The 16,028-nt window shown below is 71.3% G+C and carries 16 protein-coding genes; 10 read left to right on the forward strand and 6 right to left on the reverse strand.

The annotated features are described in order from the left end of the window. The first annotated feature begins 58 nt into the window (after nucleotides 1-58). From O7621_RS18125 to O7621_RS18145, 5 genes are all read left to right on the forward strand, one after another. Complete coding sequence (locus tag O7621_RS18125; protein WP_282230363.1) at nucleotides 59-1,312, forward strand: mechanosensitive ion channel domain-containing protein; 1,254 nt, start codon at nucleotides 59-61, stop codon at nucleotides 1,310-1,312. Between the two features lie 50 nt (nucleotides 1,313-1,362). Continuing rightward, nucleotides 1,363-1,785 carry a phage holin family protein gene (locus O7621_RS18130; protein WP_282230364.1) on the forward strand — a complete coding sequence of 141 codons (423 nt, stop codon included), beginning with the start codon at nucleotides 1,363-1,365 and terminating at the stop codon, nucleotides 1,783-1,785. Further along, on the forward strand, nucleotides 1,782-2,090 hold the full coding sequence (locus tag O7621_RS18135; RefSeq protein WP_282230365.1) for a DUF3618 domain-containing protein: 309 nt from the start codon (nucleotides 1,782-1,784) through the stop codon (nucleotides 2,088-2,090). The genes O7621_RS18130 and O7621_RS18135 overlap by 4 nt, the downstream gene beginning before the upstream one ends. After that, complete coding sequence (locus O7621_RS18140) at nucleotides 2,087-2,359, forward strand: DUF4235 domain-containing protein (protein ID WP_123601092.1); 273 nt, start codon at nucleotides 2,087-2,089, stop codon at nucleotides 2,357-2,359. The genes O7621_RS18135 and O7621_RS18140 overlap by 4 nt, the downstream gene beginning before the upstream one ends. Nucleotides 2,360-2,649: 290 nt before the next feature. Beyond that, nucleotides 2,650-2,853, forward strand: coding sequence for a cold-shock protein (locus O7621_RS18145; protein ID WP_007075740.1), 204 nt, complete (start codon nucleotides 2,650-2,652; stop codon nucleotides 2,851-2,853). A 144-nt stretch (nucleotides 2,854-2,997) separates the two neighbouring features. Here O7621_RS18145 and O7621_RS18150 read toward each other — a convergent pair whose 3' ends face one another. Next, a complete protein-coding gene (locus O7621_RS18150; protein WP_282230366.1) occupies nucleotides 2,998-3,981 on the reverse strand; it encodes an aldo/keto reductase in 984 nt (327 codons plus the stop codon). 141 nt (nucleotides 3,982-4,122) lie between these two features. On the opposite strand from O7621_RS18150, the gene O7621_RS18155 reads away from it, so the two are divergent. Beyond that, nucleotides 4,123-5,139, forward strand: a complete 1,017-nt coding sequence (locus tag O7621_RS18155) for an adenosine deaminase (RefSeq protein WP_282230367.1) — start codon at nucleotides 4,123-4,125, stop codon at nucleotides 5,137-5,139. Between the two features lie 18 nt (nucleotides 5,140-5,157). Here the strand turns inward: O7621_RS18155 and O7621_RS18160 are convergent, their stop codons facing one another. The 4 genes from O7621_RS18160 to O7621_RS18175 form a co-directional block, all read right to left on the reverse strand. After that, nucleotides 5,158-5,379 (reverse strand): hypothetical protein, encoded by a 222-nt coding sequence (locus O7621_RS18160; protein WP_282230368.1) that lies wholly within the window; start codon nucleotides 5,377-5,379, stop codon nucleotides 5,158-5,160. A 238-nt stretch (nucleotides 5,380-5,617) separates the two neighbouring features. Continuing rightward, the gene (locus tag O7621_RS18165; protein ID WP_282230369.1) at nucleotides 5,618-7,015 is read right to left on the reverse strand and encodes a HAMP domain-containing sensor histidine kinase; all 1,398 of its coding nucleotides are present in this window, start codon (nucleotides 7,013-7,015) and stop codon (nucleotides 5,618-5,620) included. 29 nt (nucleotides 7,016-7,044) lie between these two features. After that, nucleotides 7,045-7,734: a response regulator transcription factor gene (locus O7621_RS18170; protein WP_123601096.1), complete on the reverse strand. Its 690-nt coding sequence runs from the start codon at nucleotides 7,732-7,734 to the stop codon at nucleotides 7,045-7,047. Between the two features lie 124 nt (nucleotides 7,735-7,858). Further along, nucleotides 7,859-9,001 carry a class I SAM-dependent methyltransferase gene (locus O7621_RS18175; protein ID WP_282230370.1) on the reverse strand — a complete coding sequence of 381 codons (1,143 nt, stop codon included), beginning with the start codon at nucleotides 8,999-9,001 and terminating at the stop codon, nucleotides 7,859-7,861. Nucleotides 9,002-9,188: 187 nt separating this feature from the next. On the opposite strand from O7621_RS18175, the gene thrS reads away from it, so the two are divergent. From thrS to O7621_RS18195, 4 genes are all read left to right on the forward strand, one after another. Further along, nucleotides 9,189-11,246: a threonine--tRNA ligase gene (gene thrS, locus O7621_RS18180; protein WP_282230371.1), complete on the forward strand. Its 2,058-nt coding sequence runs from the start codon at nucleotides 9,189-9,191 to the stop codon at nucleotides 11,244-11,246. 114 nt (nucleotides 11,247-11,360) lie between these two features. Continuing rightward, nucleotides 11,361-11,837 (forward strand): HIT domain-containing protein, encoded by a 477-nt coding sequence (locus O7621_RS18185; protein ID WP_281555545.1) that lies wholly within the window; start codon nucleotides 11,361-11,363, stop codon nucleotides 11,835-11,837. Between the two features lie 90 nt (nucleotides 11,838-11,927). Then, entirely contained in the window at nucleotides 11,928-12,530 is a 603-nt protein-coding gene (locus O7621_RS18190) for a TetR-like C-terminal domain-containing protein (RefSeq protein WP_282230372.1), read from the forward strand. Nucleotides 12,531-12,638: 108 nt separating this feature from the next. Then, a complete protein-coding gene (locus O7621_RS18195; RefSeq protein WP_281554472.1) occupies nucleotides 12,639-13,655 on the forward strand; it encodes an aldehyde reductase in 1,017 nt (338 codons plus the stop codon). 3 nt (nucleotides 13,656-13,658) lie between these two features. Here O7621_RS18195 and O7621_RS18200 read toward each other — a convergent pair whose 3' ends face one another. Further along, nucleotides 13,659-15,782, reverse strand: a complete 2,124-nt coding sequence (locus tag O7621_RS18200) for an elongation factor G-like protein EF-G2 (protein WP_282230373.1) — start codon at nucleotides 15,780-15,782, stop codon at nucleotides 13,659-13,661. Between the last annotated feature and the right edge of the window lie 246 nt (nucleotides 15,783-16,028).

Below are 16,028 nucleotides of genomic sequence, written 5' to 3' on the forward strand. Positions count from 1 at the left end.
CGCCCGGCATCATTGACGTTTTGTCACTGTTGATGGCGATGTGAAGGAGGATGCTCTCGTGCATCCGGTTGTCTGGACGGTGCTCGTCACGGTCGCGGCTGCGCTGCTCGCGGTGACCGTGGTGGCGATCGGTCACCGGGTGGTCCGGCGTCTCGGCCGACGTTCCGTACTGCTCGCCGAGGTCTCGACCCACGCGCACCGGGCGACGCTGGTGGCCGCGACCGTGACGGCCATTCAGCTCGCGGTCCGTTTCTCGACCGGTCACGCGGTCGGTGAGCCGTGGCGGCGTACCACCTTGCATCTGCTGGTCCTCGCGATGATCGCGGCGTGTGCCTGGCTGGTCGGGGCGCTGCTGCTGGCCATGGAGGACACCACGCTGGCCCGGTTCCGCACCGACGTGCCGGACAACCGGCACGCCCGCCGGCTGCACACCCAGGTGGTGATGCTGCGCCGGGTCACCATCGCGGTCATCGTCATCCTCACCGTCGGGGTGATGCTGACGACCTTCCCGGCCGTACGCGGTGTCGGCGCGAGCCTGCTCGCCTCCGCCGGGGTGATCGGGGTGGTCGGCGCGCTGGCCGCGCAGAGCCTACTGAGCAACGTCATCGCCGGGCTGCAGCTGGCCTTCAGCGACGCCGTGCGCATCGACGACGTCGTGGTGGTCGAGGGCGAATGGGGCCGGATCGAGGAGTTGACGCTCAGCTACGTGGTGGTGCACATCTGGGACGACCGGCGACTGATCCTGCCCACCTCGTACTTCACCACCACGCCGTTCCAGAACTGGACCAGGACCAGGGCCGCGGTGCTCGGCACCGCCGAGTTCGACTTGGACTGGTCGGTCCCCGTCCAGGCCATGCGGGAGGAACTGCGCCGGCTGGTGGAGGGCACCGACCTGTGGGACGGCCGGGTGTGCGTGCTGCAGGTGACCGAGGCGACCGGCGGCACGGTCCGGCTGCGGGCACTGGTCAGCGCCGCTGACTCGCCGAGTCTGTGGGATCTGCGGTGTCAGGTCCGCGAACACCTGGTCAGCTGGGTCCGCGACCACCGACCGACCGCGCTGCCCCGGTGGCGGGCCGAGGTCGGCGACGGGGACAGTCTGCTGGACTGGCTGGACGTGCGGCGCCGGCCGGTCACCGGCGGGCAGCGCAACGGCCGTCACCCGGTCGCGCCGGTCATGACCACCGCTGCCGGCGGGCACGAGGTACCCGACGACGCCCGGCTGTTCGGCGGTGACGCCGAGGGCGACGCCCGCGCGTCGGTCTTCGTCGGACCCGAGGAACCCGTCGTTGCTGATCGCCGCCAGCAGGATTGACCGAGGTCCGGGCCGGGCATACAGCGGCGAACAGCGGGAAAGGAGGCACCATGGCCGACACTTTGCACCGGCCGCCAGCCGAGCGGTCCACCGCGGAACTCGTGCAGCAGGCCGGTGAGCAGATATCGCGACTGGTGCGCGACGAACTCGCACTCGCCCGGGCCGAACTGACCGAAAAAGGCAAGCATGCCGGACTTGGTATCGGGCTGTTCGGCGGTGGCGGGGTCGTCGCGCTCTACGGCCTCGGTGTGCTGATCGCCGCCGGCGTGCTGCTGCTCGCCCAGGCCTGGCCGCCGTGGCTGGCCGCCCTGGCCGTCGCGGTGCTGCTGCTCCTGGTCGCGGGCGTGCTGGCGCTCGCCGGGCGACGACAGGTCCGTCAGGCGGCGCCGCCGGTGCCGTCGGCGGCGGCGGACAGTGTACGGGCGGACGTGACAGTTCTCGGCGCGGCGATGAAGCGGGGGCGGCAGTCGTGACGTCGCACAACGGCAGGTCCGGCAACGGCACCGGCGATCTCGACCTGCTCCGGGCCGAGATCCGACAGACCCGGGCCGAACTTGGCCAGACGGTGCAGGCGCTGGCTGCGAAGACCGACGTGAAGAGCCGGCTGCGGCTCGGGGCCGACCGGGCCCGGTTGCGGCTGCGGGATTCGGCCCGCCAGGTGGCGGCCACGGCGCGCCGGCCCGACCGGCGTACCGTCGCGGGCCCGACCCTGGTGGTGGCCGGCACGGTGGTCACGGTGGTATTGGTGTGGTTGACGAGGAGAGGGAGGCGCGGGTGAGCAAACCGGTCAACAAGTTGGCCTACCGGCCGGTCGGCCTGGTGCTCGGGCTGGCAGCGGGTGCCCTGGCCGGGGCGATATTCCGGCAGGTGTGGAAGCTCGCCGCCGGCGACGACGAGGCGCCCAACGCCATCGACGAGGAGCGTGGTTGGGGCGAAGTGCTGGCCGCGGCCGCACTGCAGGGGGCGATCTTCTCAGTTGTCCGGGCCGCTGTGGACCGCGGCGGCGCGACCGGGGTGCGCCGGCTCACCGGCCGTTGGCCGTCGTGAGCGCCACCGCTGGTCAGAGGCGCGACGACCAGACCGGACCGGGCCCGGACGGCGACCAGATTCGGGCACGCCACGAGGGCGTGAACGGCGTCTCAGGTCACATGTCGGAGACGTTCGTCAGGTAGGCTGTGCGAAGTTTTTGCGTACGTGGTTTGCTGTCCACGCTGTTGCGAGACAGCGTGGGTTGAGAGAAGTCCTCCTTCACCGGGGGCCACCTCAGGCGCCGCTGCTCGAAAACGGCCAACCGGCCGCACGGCGTGCTTGGCCGCCAGTTTCAGAAGGAGATACACATGGCGCAGGGAACCGTGAAGTGGTTCAACGCAGACAAGGGCTTCGGCTTCATCACCGTCGACGGCGGGGGTGCTGACGTGTTCGTCCACTTCTCGGCCATCCAGACCAGCGGCTACCGCACGCTGGAGGAGAACCAGCGGGTCGAGTTCGAGATCGCCCAGGGCCAGAAGGGTCCGCAGGCCGAGCAGGTCCGCCCGATCTGACCTCGGTCGCCGGTGCCGTCCGGCGGTCGGGCTGGCACCGACCCGCGAAGGTCGTGACGAGGGCCCCGTTGTTCCGGCCGGAACAACGGGGCCCTCGCTCGTGCGCGACTGGGCCCCTGCTCGTGCGAAGCGCTGGGCGGCGGGTCACCACCGGTGGTGCACCTGCGGCCTGATCAGGTCGTCGTAGACCTCCCGCACCGCCCGCTGGGTGGCGTCGTCCAGCGGGGGTAGCTCCGCGGCAGCCGCGTTCCCCTTCGCCTGGGCCGGGTTGCGGGCACCGGGGATCGCCACCGTCACCCCGGGCTGGTCCAGGATCCAGCGCAAGGCGAACTGGGCCATGGTGGCCTGCGGCGGTACCAGCGGGGCGAGCCGACGCACGGCGGCCAGCCCGGTATGGAAATCGACCCCGGAGAACGTCTCACCGACGTCGAACGCCGAGCCGTCCCGGTTGAAGGTGCGGTGGTCGTCGGCGGCAAAGCTGGTGTGCTCGTCGTACCGGCCGGAGAGTAGGCCACTGGCCAGTGGCACCCGGGCGATGATCCCGACCCCGGCGGCGGCAGCGGCCGGCAGCACCCGCTCCAGCGGCTTGAGCCGCAACGCGTTGAGGATGATCTGCACGCTGGCCGTGCCCGGCCGGGCGATCGCGGCCAGCGCCTCGTCGACCGTCTCCACGCTCACGCCGTACGCGGCGATCCGCTGCTCGGCGACGAGGGTGTCCAGCGCGTCGTAGACCGCGTCGGTGCGCAGCACCTCGGTCGGCGGGCAGTGCAGCTGGACCAGGTCGAGGCGGTCCACCCCGAGATTCGCCCGGGACCGGTCGGTCCAGGCCCGGAAGTTGTCCAGCACGTACGCGGACGGGTGCTGCGCTACCCGGCGTCCCATCTTGGTGGCGACGAACAGATCGTCGCCGGCCGACTCCCGCAGGAACCGGCCGATGATCCGTTCGCTACGCCCGTCGCCGTACACGTCGGCGGTGTCCAGGAAGGTGGTGCCGGCCTCGACGGCGGTGGTGAGCGTCGCCGCCGCCTCGTCCTCGGTGACCGTCCCCCAGTCGGCGCCGAGCTGCCAGGCACCCAGACCGATTGCCCCTACCGCGCGGCCGAGCCGCGGAAACGTACGCTTGTCCACCTGGCGAGCCTAGACGACCGCCCGAACGGTACGCTCGGCGCAGCCGGGCCCCCGCCGGGGATGTCCGTTTTCCCGAGGAGGTCGAACGCCACGGTGAGCCAGCAACCGTCGTCTCCGTCCGTGCTGTCGGAGGATCCGCCCGTGCTGTCGGACTTCATCGCCGGGCTGCCAAAGGTCGAGCTGCATGTGCACCACGTCGGGTCGGCGTCGCCGCGGATCGTCGCCGAGCTGGCCCAGCGGCACGAGGGGAGGTCCCCGGTCCCCGCCGACGAGGCCGCGTTGGCCGACTACTTCGTGTTCCGCGACTTCGCCCACTTCGTCGAGATCTACCTGAGTGTGGTCGATCTGGTCCGCGACGACGAGGACGTCTGGGTGCTCACCCACGAGGTGGCCCGCGAGTTGGCCGCCCAGCAGGTCCGGTACGCCGAGCTGACGGTGACGCCGTACTCGCACGTACGGCGCGGCATTCCGGCGCCCGCGTTCTGTGCGGCGATCGAGGACGCCCGGCGACGGGCGCGCGCCGACTTCGGCATCGAGCTGCGCTGGTGCTTCGACATACCGGGGGAGGCGGGGTTGCCGGCGGCCGAGGAGACGCTGCGGATCTGCCTCGACGAGGCCCCGGACGGTCTGATCAGTTTCGGCCTGGGAGGGCCGGAGATCGGCGTACCCCGCCCCCAGTTCAAGCCGTACTTCGACCAGGCCCGGGCGGCCGGGCTGCATTCGGTGCCGCACGCTGGCGAGACCACCGGGCCGGAGACGGTCTGGGACGCGCTGCGCGAGCTGGGCGCCGAACGGATCGGCCACGGCACGTCCAGCGTGCGGGACCCGGAGCTGATGGCGTTCCTGGCGGAGCGGCGGATTCCGCTGGAGGTGTGCCCGACGTCCAACCTGCGCACCGGTGCGGTGCCGCAGCTGTCCGCGCACCCGCTCGCCGACATGGTCGCCGCCGGCCTGCTGGTGACGATCAACTCCGACGACCCACCGATGTTCGGCACCAGCCTGAACCAGGAGTACGCGGTGGCCGCGTCCCTGCTGCAGGCCGGCCCGCAGCAACTCGCCGGCCTGGCCCGCGACGCGGTGACCGCCTCGTTCCTGCCTGCCACCGAGCAGCGGCGGCTGCGGGACGAGATCGACGGCTACCTGGCGTCGGCCGGCTGAGCCGCCGCCTGTGCCGGTCTATCTACTGGCGCAGGTCGCGTAGCCCGGGTCCTGCCAGCAGGCGAGGACCGCGACCACCAGCGCGGCGATCACCGCAACCCAGCGCAGCACCTGCCGCGCGGTGATCGGCGTGGCCCCGCCCTCGTCGACGGTGGGTGACCCCGCTGGCGGTGACCCGACGGCGTACGTACCCGACGGTGGCTCAGCGGCCGGCGGCGGCGCAGCGGCTGACGGTGACACGTCGACCTGCCTCTGTCCAGGGTGGGCGCGCGGCGGGACATCCGGTGTTGGGGGACCGAGCCCCGCCGCGCGCAAGCGCCCCTGGACTGGGGATTCGGGACGGTACTGCGGGTGAGTCGTCCAGGAACGCCGATGGGTTCGGAGCAGATGCTGCCATCCGGCGCGGGGCGCGCGGAACGACGTTAACCCAGACCTAAGGAATACTTGTGCCAGCGAAGACCCGGCCGTGACCTGCTGGTCAGCGCGGCGTCGGCCGGCGACGGGTGCGGCCCCGCTCCCGCTCCCGGTCACGTTCCCGGGCCAGCCGGCCGACCAGCCCGAACCGGCTCATCGGGCGGGGTGGGGCGGCCTCGGCGTCGGCGAGCAGCATCACCACGCTCGCCCCGCCGAGCCGGGCCCGGTCCAGGCTGACCGACCCGTTCGCCTGCAACGCCACCCGACGGGCGATGTCCAGGCCGAGCCCGGTGGAGCCCTGGTCGCTGGCGCCGCGCCGCAGTGCCCGGTCCGGGTTGGCGATACCCGGCCCGGCGTCGTCGACCCGGATCGCCACGTACCCGTCCCGGCGGGACACCGCCACCTCGAACGCGGTGCCCTGCGGCGTGTAGCGGAACACGTTGCCGAGCACCGCGTCGAGCGCGGCCGCCAGCTCGGCCCGGGGCACCGGCACCGGGGTCCGCAGCTGCGCGCCGATCACGTTGTACGGCCGGTTCTGGTCGCCGGCCAGCGCCGACCAGAAGACCATCCGGTCGCGGACCACCTCGGCGACGTCGCAGCTGCCCTGGCCGACCTCCTGGGTGACCGTCTTGCGGGTCGTGTTGATCAGAACGTCGACCTCACCCTCCAGGGTGACGATCGCCTGACGGATCCGGCGGATCGTCCGCCGCCGGTCCAGCTCGGCCTCGCTGAACGAGCCGACGCTGGTGTCGTCGGAGTCGAGCGCGTCGGCGTCCAGCCGCAGTACGGTCAGCGGGGTGCGTAGCCGGTGGGACAGGTCGGCGACGAGTTCACGTTCGTCGGTGCGGGAGGTGACCAGCCGGTCCGCCATCCGGTTGAACGCGTACCCGGCCTCGGCGAGCTCGCGCGGCCCGTCCGGCTGAATGCGTACCGCCAGATCTCCGTCACCGACCGCCATCGCCGCGTCGACCAGCCCTTTCGCTGCGGCGACGGCGCGCGCGGCGATCCGGTCCACGACGATGACCGAGCAGACGACCAGACCCGCGGCAATGCCGACCAGCAGCAGCCAGGTGCCGGCCGCACCACGGTTGAGCTCGCCGTCGGCCACGAAGACCTCGACGACGGTGACCGCCTCACCGACCGTGACCGGCTCCAGGTGCAGGACCCCGCCGTCGGTCGCCACCACCGTCGGCCCGGTGCCGGCGGCGGCCTCGGTGACCTGCTGGCTGGTCGCCCGGACGGTGCCGGCCAGGTCGAGCCCGTGCACCACCGGCTGCCGGTCGGCGCTCTCGCCGAGACCGGCAACGGCCCGGCGGACCCCTTCCGGGTCGTTGCTGACCGCCAACGCGCCGCGCACCACGGCGGCACGCCGGGCCGCGTCGGCCAGTGCCTGCTCGCGGGTCTCCCGCTGTAGCTGCAGGCCGAGCGGGATCAGGAAGACCAACGCGATGATCGATGCCATGCCGGCCCCGAGGTAGGCCAGCGCCAACCTCAGTCCGGTACCACCAGCCGGAAGCCGACCCCCCGCACGGTGCGCAGGTAGCGCGGCTTCGCTGCGGATTCGCCCATTTTGCGGCGAAGCCAGTAAAGGTGCACGTCGATGGTCTGGTCCTCGCCGACCGACGGCTGCCGCCATACCTCCTCCAACAGCTCCCGGCGGGACACTACCCGACCTGGGCGGGCGGCCAGATAGGCCAGCAGGTCGAACTCCTTGCGGGTCAGCGCCAGGGCCTCGCCGTCCAGCGTGGCGCTGCGTTCGCCGACGTCGACCCGTAGCCCACCCACCTGGTGCACGGCGGGCGGCACCGACCGGCTCGCCCGGCCGGCCCGGCGTAGCACCGTGGTGATCCGGGCGTCCAGATGCGCACCGGTGAACGGCTTGACCATGTAGTCGTCGGCCCCGGCCCGCAGCAGCCGGACGATTGCCTGCTCGTCGTCGCGGGCGGTGGCGATGATGATCGGCACGTCGGTGATGCCGCGCAGCATCCGCAACGCGTCTGACCCGTCCAGGTCCGGCAGGCCCAGGTCGAGCACCACCAGGTCGGGGGTTTCCGCGGCGACCCGGCGTAACGCGTCCAGGGCGGTGCCGACCGCATGGACCGCGTGCCCGCGGTCGGCCAGCGAGCGCAACATGGCGCCGCGCACAACGTGGTCGTCTTCGACCAGGAGCACCGTAGCCACCTCACGACCGTACTGCCCCTGGCAAGTCGGTGGTGACCGCGGTCACCGCGCACGGCGGCGCCGCCCGACGTACGTCGCGGCCCGGTCGACGCCGACCGCTGGGTCTGTCGCGGCCGACGATGGCTCAGGGCAGCCGCAACACCCAGCGGTACGCCTGCACCAGCCCGGTGTCGAAGCCGGCCGCCGACCCCCACAGGAAGATCCGGAACCGCCGGTACATCGGCTCCCCCCAGCGCTGCACCACCTCGTCCCGGGCGGCGTCCAGCCGCCGGGCCCATTCCCGGCAGGTCAGGTAGTAGTTGTGCCGGTCGTCGGCGATGCTGCACAGCTCGAACGGGGATCGGGCGACGTGCCGCAGGTACTGGTGCAGCAGCAGCGGCGCGGACCGGCCCGGGTAGATGTAGCGCTTCATGAACGCCGACGCGACGTGCTTGCGTCGCATCGCCAGCGCGTCGAGGTAGACGCGCCCGCCGGGCCTGAGTAGCTCCGCGTACTTGCGCAGGCTGCGGCGGTAGTCCGGCAGGTGCTCGGTCACCCCCATGTTGACGATCGCGTCGTAGCGACGCTCGTCGGTGAAGCCGAAGATGTGCTGACGCACCACCCGTACGTCGAGCTGCTCCCGCTCGAACAGGTCGACGAGGTAGCGTTCCGACTCCTGGGACAGGGTCGTGGTGGTCACCTCGATGCCGTGCCGGGCCGCGTGTTCGGCGAACGCCCCCCAGCCGCCGCCGACCTCCAGCACCCGGTCACCCGGCTTGACCCCGATCGCCTCCAGCGCCAGGTCCATCTTGCGGGTCATCGCGTCCTCGAGCGGCTCGTCGTCGGCGGCGAACACGCCCTCCGTGTAGCAGCGGTGCCGGTTGTCGAGGAAGGTCAGGAAGAACTCCGACTCCGAGTCGTAGTGGTGGGAGATCGCCCGCCGGTCGTCCTCCCGCCGGCCGCGCAGCAGCCCGGCGAACACGCCGGAGAACCGGGCCACCGGATGCAGATCGGTGAAGAACGCCCGCATCCGCAGCGCGGCGGACAGGTCGCCCTCGACGTCCAGCCAACCCTGCAGGTACGCCACGGCGACCGCGAACTGGTCCAACGCGGCCAGCGCCCGGGCACCACGGGGGTGACGTACGGCGATGGTGAACTGCGGGTCGCCCGGGCCGAAGCGGTGCTCGATGCCGGCGACGTCCAGTACGGCGAACGGCACCGGCCGCCGGCTGGCGAAAAATGAGTCGTATCGGCGCCGTAGAGCGCCGACCATGTCGGTGGCAGCCACGGCGTCAATCTAACGCCGGAACCGGGTCGACGTCAGGCGTTGCAACCGGACCGACACCCGGTCACGCCGACGGAGGGCGATAGCATCATGGCCGGCCGGGCCCACCCCGGCCACCGGAGCACCGCGCGCCGGCCGGCCCGTGCCGGACCACCGTACGCACCGATCCATCGACCGTGAGGAGCCCGTCGTGTCCGCAAGCGCAGCCAGTCCCCAGGCCGAACCCGTCGTGGTCCCGGCCGGGACCACGGCTGCGGACGCGATCGCCGCCGCCGGTCTGCCGGTGCACGGCCCGAAGGCGATCGTCGTGGTCCGCGACCCCGACGGCACCCTGCGCGACCTGGACTGGTCACCGGAGGCCGACACCGGCGTCGAGCCGGTCGCCCTGGACTCCCCGGACGGGCTCGCCGTGCTGCGCCACTCCACCGCGCACGTGCTCGCCCAGGCGGTGCAGGACCTGTTCCCGGACGCCAAGCTGGGTATCGGCCCGCCGATCACCAACGGCTTCTACTACGACTTCGACGTCGCCCGGCCGTTCCAGCCCGAGGACCTCGACAAGCTGGAAAAGCGGATGCAGGAGATCATCAAATCCGGGCAGCGGTTCCGGCGGCGGCGGTTCGCCGATCTGGACGCCGCCCGGGCGGAGCTCGCCGACGAGCCGTACAAACTGGAGCTGGTCGACGTCAAGGGCACCGCCGACTTCGACGCCAGCGAGGTGATGGAAGTCGGCGGCGGTGAGCTGACCATCTACGACAACCTCGACCCGAGCTCCGGTAAGACCTGCTGGTCGGACCTGTGCCGGGGCCCACACCTGCCGTCCACCCGGCTGATCGGCGCGGTCAAGCTGATGCGCAGCGCGGCGGCGTACTGGCGGGGATCCGAGCGCAACCCGCAGCTGCAGCGGATCTACGGCACCGCCTGGCCGACCCGGGACGCACTCAAGGCGTACCTGAGGCTGCTCGACGAGGCCGCCCGCCGCGATCACCGCAAGCTCGGCGCGGACCTCGACCTGTTCAGCTTCCCGGACGAGATCGGATCCGGGCTGGCGGTGTTCCACCCCAAGGGCGGCATCATCCGTCGGGAGCTGGAGGACTACTCGCGCCGTCGGCACGAGCAGGCCGGGTACGAGTTCGTCTACTCCCCGCACATCAGCAAGTCCCAGCTGTTCGAGACCTCGGGGCACCTGCCGTACTACTCCGACACCATGTTCCCGCCGGCGGAGATGGAAGGCGCGCAGTACTACCTCAAGGCGATGAACTGCCCGATGCACAACCTGATCTTCCGGTCGCGGGGGCGGTCGTACCGGGAGCTGCCGCTGCGGCTGTTCGAGTTCGGCACCGTCTACCGGTACGAGAAGTCCGGCGTGGTGCACGGCCTGACCCGGGTGCGCGGGCTGACCATGGACGACTCGCACATCTACTGCACCCGGGAGCAGATGCCCGGTGAGCTGCGCTCGCTGCTCGCCTTCGTGCTCGACCTGCTGCGGGACTACGGCCTCGACGACTTCTACCTGGAGCTGTCCACCCGCGACGACTCGGACAAGTTCATCGGCGACCCGGCCGAGTGGGCCGACGCCACCGAGACCCTGCGGCAGGCGGCCATCGACTCGGGGCTGGAGCTGGTGCCCGACCCGGGCGGCGCGGCCTTCTACGGCCCGAAGATCTCGGTGCAGGCCCGTGACGCGATCGGCCGGACCTGGCAGATGTCCACCATCCAGCTGGACTTCAACCAGCCGAAGCGGTTCGGCCTGGAGTACCAGGCCGCCGACGGCACCCGGCAGCAGCCGATGATGATTCACCGGGCGTTGTTCGGGTCGATCGAGCGGTTCTTCGGCATCCTCACCGAGCACTACGCCGGCGCGTTCCCGGCCTGGCTGGCCCCGGTGCAGGTGACCGGCATCCCGATCCGCACCGATCACGGTGACTACCTGGCCGAGTTCGTCGCCATGCTGCGCGCCGAGGGCATCCGGGCCGAAGTGGACTTCTCCGACGACCGGATGCAGAAGAAGATCCGCACCGCCCAGCAGCAGAAGGTGCCGTTCATGGCGATCGCCGGCGATGCCGACGTGTCGGCCGGGACCGTTTCGTTCCGCTACCGCGACGGTTCACAGCGTAACGGAGTGCCGCTGGCTCAGGCGGTGGCCCACGTCGTCGACGTGGTGCGGTCCCGGACCAACGTCAACCCGACCGCGACCGTTCCCGACAGTCAGTCGGGGTCCGACGGTCAGCAGGGGCCCGCCGGGCAGTGAGCCGGGTCGCCGTCGGGTGAGTCCGGCCGGCCGAGCCCGTACGATCATGGGGTGACTGGCACGACCGGACAACCGGGCCCGGATGGCCTGGAACGACTCTGGACACCGCACCGGATGGCGTACATCTCCGGTGCGGACCGGCCCGACGGTGGCTACGACTCGCCGACCGGCTGCCCGTTCTGCCTGGCCCCCGGTCGGCCGGCCGAGCAGAGTCTGGTGGTGGCCCGGGGCGAACGGGTCTTCGCCGTGCTCAACCTCTACCCGTACAACCCCGGTCACCTGTTGATCTGCCCGTACCGGCACGTCGCGGACTACCCGGAGTTGGACCGGGCCGAGACCGCCGAGCTGGCCGAGTTCACCCAGACCGCGATGCGGGTGATCCGCGCCGTGAGCAGCGCGCACGGCTTCAACATCGGGATGAACCAGGGTGGGGTGGCCGGTGCCGGCATCGCCGCCCACCTGCACCAGCACGTGGTGCCCCGGTGGGGCGGGGACGCGAACTTCATGCCGGTGATCGGCCGTACCAAGGTGCTGCCGCAGCTGCTCGCCGACACCCGCGACCTGTTCAGCGGGGCGTGGCCGGCGACCTGACAGGGGTGTCCCCGTTAGCGAAAACTAGTTGTCGAAAACTTGATTTCGGTATCTGGTTTTCGTAGTGTCGGTAGGGGCGAGGAGGTGACGGTGTCGGAAACGCAGGCCAGACCGCGTCGCAGCCGGCTCTCGGCGGAGCGCGAGCAGGAGCTGCTGACGGTCGCACTGGCAATGGTGCGCGAGCGCGGCTACGACGCGGTCACCATCGACGACATCGCGGCTGCGGCAAAGGCCAGCACCGCTACGTTGTACCGGCGCTGGGAGAGCAAGCCGATGCTGGTCATTCGGGCTCTGCAGGCGCAGAAGCCCGCTCCGGCGATCGAAATCGACACCGGCTCCCTCCGCGGCGACCTGCTGGCACTGGCGACGATAGCCAGCGACGCGGCCCGAATCAGGGACTCGCATGACGCGGCCATGACGGGTCTGGCCCGGGACGTGTTGCTCAATCCCGAGCTGATGCTCGCCCTCCGCGAGCTCATGATCGAGCCGCAGATCCAGGCGATGCGTCGGATGCTTCAGCGACACGTCGACGCCGGGCGGATCGGCCCGGACAACCCGGTCCTCGATCTGGTGGACCAGATCCTCCTCGGGCCGTTGCTGGCCGGCCAGCTCTACCTCGGTCACCGGCCCGGCCTGGCCGCCCGAATCGTCGATGAGGTCCTGTTGCCGCTGCTGAGCGCGACGCGCGGCTGAGTCAGCTCCCGCGCCGTCTGGCCCAGGTCATCCGACGAGCTCGTTGCCTGTCCCGAGCGATCACGGTCCGTGATCGTTGGTTCGCGCTGTCAAGTTTGGGGAATCTCGATGTCAACAAACCGTATCCTGGTCACCGGTGGCACCGGCTTCGTCGCCTCGTACGTGATCCGAGGTGCCCTGGCCCGCAACTTCCAGGTCCGGACAACCGTACGCTCGCCGGCCCGGACCCCCGAGCTACGCCGCACCGTCGGCGACGACTCCATCGAGGTGGTGACCGCCGACCTCACCGAGGACGCCGGCTGGGACGCCGCCGCACAGGGCTGTCGCTACATCCTGCACATCGCCTCCCCGTTCCCCGGAATCCGACCGGCCAACGAGAACGATCTGGTCTTGCCGGCCCGCGACGGCACGCTCAGAGTGTTGCGGGCCGCCCGCGACGCAGGAGTACATCGAGTGGTGATGACGTCGTCGTTTGGGGCGGTCGGCTATGGCCAGCAACCGCCGGACCGTCCCTTCACCGAACAGGACTGGACGGATCCCGACGCGCCGGGTATCGACCCGTACATCAAGTCCAAGACCGTCGCCGAGCGGGCGGCATGGGACTTCGTCGAGGGTACCGACGGAGGTGTGGAGTTGGTGGTCCTCAACCCCACCGGAATCTTCGGGCCGGTCCTCAGCAGCGACCATCCCCCCTCGGTAGGCATCATCCAGGCGATGCTGTCCGGCCGGATGCCGCGCGTTCCCGACCTGTGGGTGTCCCCGGTCGATGTGCGGGACCTCGCAGACCTGCAGATGGCCGCCATGCTGACGCCGGAAGCCGCCGGGCACCGCTACCTCGCCGCCAGCGGCGCCCTGCTGTCGTTGCGGGATATCGCCGCGATCCTGCGCCGCCGGCTCGGCGCGGACGCAGCGAAGGTCTCCATCCGAGCGATGCCATCGACGCTGGTGCGGATTCTGGCCCCGTTCGTCCCGCAGCTGCGGGCAATGGTCGGCAACCTGGGGGTGCGTCGCCCGGTCTGCACCGACGCCGCCCGCGAAACCTTCGGCTGGACACCGCGGCCGGCAGAGGACACTGTCGTCGACACCGGACGCAGTCTCGTTCACAGCAGTCGGACCGGAGGCTGAGGGTCAACTGGACGATACGCGTTCGTAGCGGGCGAACGCCCGCCGGAACGTGCCGGCACCTCCGGTGATCGAGCGCAGCTGCACCGCGTACCGCAGCAGTTCGGTCGCCGGCACCTCGGCGCGGATGACCGTCCGGTCGCCGGATTCGTCATCGCCGGTGGTGCCGAGCACCCGGGCGCGTCGGCCGGCCAGGTCGCCGAGCACCGACCCGACCGCACCGGTCGGCACCCGCACCATGATCGCATCGACCGGTTCCAGCAGCGTCGGTCGGCCGGTGGTGGCCGCGTCCCGCAGGGCCAGCGCCCCGGCGGTCTGGAACGCCGCGTCCGACGAGTCGACCGGATGTGCCTTGCCGTCCACCAGGGTCACCCGCAGGTCGACCACCGGATGTCCGCTGACCACGCCCCGGTCCATCTGGGCCCGCACGCCTTTCTCCACCGATGGGATGTAGTTGTGCGGCACCGCCCCGCCGACCACCCGGTCGACGAACTCGAAGCCGCTGCCCTCCGGAAGCGGCTCCACCTCGATCTCGCACACCGCGTATTGTCCGTGCCCGCCGGACTGCTTCACGTGTCGTCCGTGCCCCCGGGCCGGCGCGGTGAACGTCTCCCGCAGCGGCACCCGGACCGGCTCGACGTCCACCTCGACGCCGCCGGAGCGCAGCCGGTCCAACAACACGTCGGCGTGCGCCTCGCCCATGCACCAGAGCACCAGTTGGCGGGTCTCGGCATTGCGTTCCAGCCGCAGCGTCGGATCACCGGCGACCAGCCGGCCCAGGTTGCGGGCCATCGCGTCCTCATCCGACCGGGTACGGGCGACGACCGCCACCGGCAGCAGGGGTTCGGGCATCTCCCACGGCTCGACCAGCAGCGGATCCGTGGCCGCCGAGATGGTGTCACCGGTCTCCGCGCTGCCCGACTTGGTCAACGCGCAGATGTCCCCGGCGACGCAGAACTCGACCTCCCGCAGCTGGGCACCCAGTGGGCTGTAGATGTGCGCCGCCCGTTCGTCGGCGTCGTGGTCGGGGCGGCCCCGCTGGCTGAGGCCATGACCGGCCACGTGCACCGTGCGGTCGGTGCGCAGCGTGCCGGAGAAGACCCGGACCAGCGACACCCGGCCGACGTGCCGGTCGACGGTGGTCCGGACCACCTCGGCGACCAGCGGGCCGGCCGGGTCGCAGCCCAGCGGCGGCCGGGGCGTGCCGTCCAGCTCGGTCACCGCCGGCAGAGTGTGCTCGGGCGGTGCCGGGAAGGCAGCGGTCAACAGCCACAGTAGGGCGTCGAGCCCGACCCCGGTGTGGGCGCAGACCGGCAGCACCGGATGGAAGTGGCCCCGGGCCACCGCCGTCTCCAGGTCATCGACCAGCATCTTCGGGTCGAGCTGCTCGCCGGCGAGGTACCGGTCGAGTAGGGTCTCGTCCTCGCTTTCGGCGATGATCCCCTCGATCAGTTCGTCGCGTGCCTCGGCGATCGCCGGCAGGTGCTCCGGGTCCGGCTCCCGCACCTGCGGGGGATGGCCGGTCGAGTAGTCCAGCACCTGCCGGGCGAGCAGGTCCAGCAGCCCGGCGATGCCCACCCCGTCGTCGGCGAGCATCGGCAGGTGCAGCGGCAGCACGTTGTCGCCGAAGACCCGTTGACACAGCGCGACGGTCTCGTCGACGTCGGCGCGCGGATGGTCGAGCCGGGTGAGCGCCACCGCCCGGGGCATGCCGACCGCCGCGCACTCCTCCCACAGCGCGGCGGTGGCCGCGTCCATCCCGTCCGCCGCGCAGACCACGAACAGCGCGGCATCGGCTGCGCGTAGTCCGGCCCGCAGCTCGCCGACGAAGTCCGCGTACCCCGGGGTGTCCAACAGGTTGACCTTGATGTCGCGGTGGAACAGTGGCGCGCAGGTCAGCGCGACGGAGCGTTGCTGGCGTACCGCGGCCGGGTCGTGGTCGCAGACCGTCGTGCCGTCCGGGACCTGCCCCGCCCGGCTGATCGTCCCGGTGGCGGCAAGCAACGCCTCGATCAACGTGGTCTTGCCGGCACCGGAGTGCCCGACCAGCACCACATTGCGGATCCGTTCGGGATCGGCGACCACCGCAACGGACCCGGCGGGCCCCCTGTCGTGGTTCTTCTGCGCCATGACTGCGCACCTCCTGGCTGCCTGACTGGGTGGGGCGACCGCGCTGCGGACCAGGCCGGGCTCCGGTCCGGTCCGGACCGCCCGGGACCGCAGAGGATGACCGCGGGGTGAATCCGCGGCGACATCTTCAGGCGGGCGGGACCTGCTCGGTAACGTGAACCGGGCCCGGGTGAGCTCGCTCACGTTCACGTGTCGATCCCACACCCGCGACGCGCCGTACACAAGTCCGGCGCGCGAGGTGACCGC

The organism is Solwaraspora sp. WMMD937, from assembly GCF_029581175.1.
GTDB lineage: Bacteria > Actinomycetota > Actinomycetes > Mycobacteriales > Micromonosporaceae > Micromonospora_E.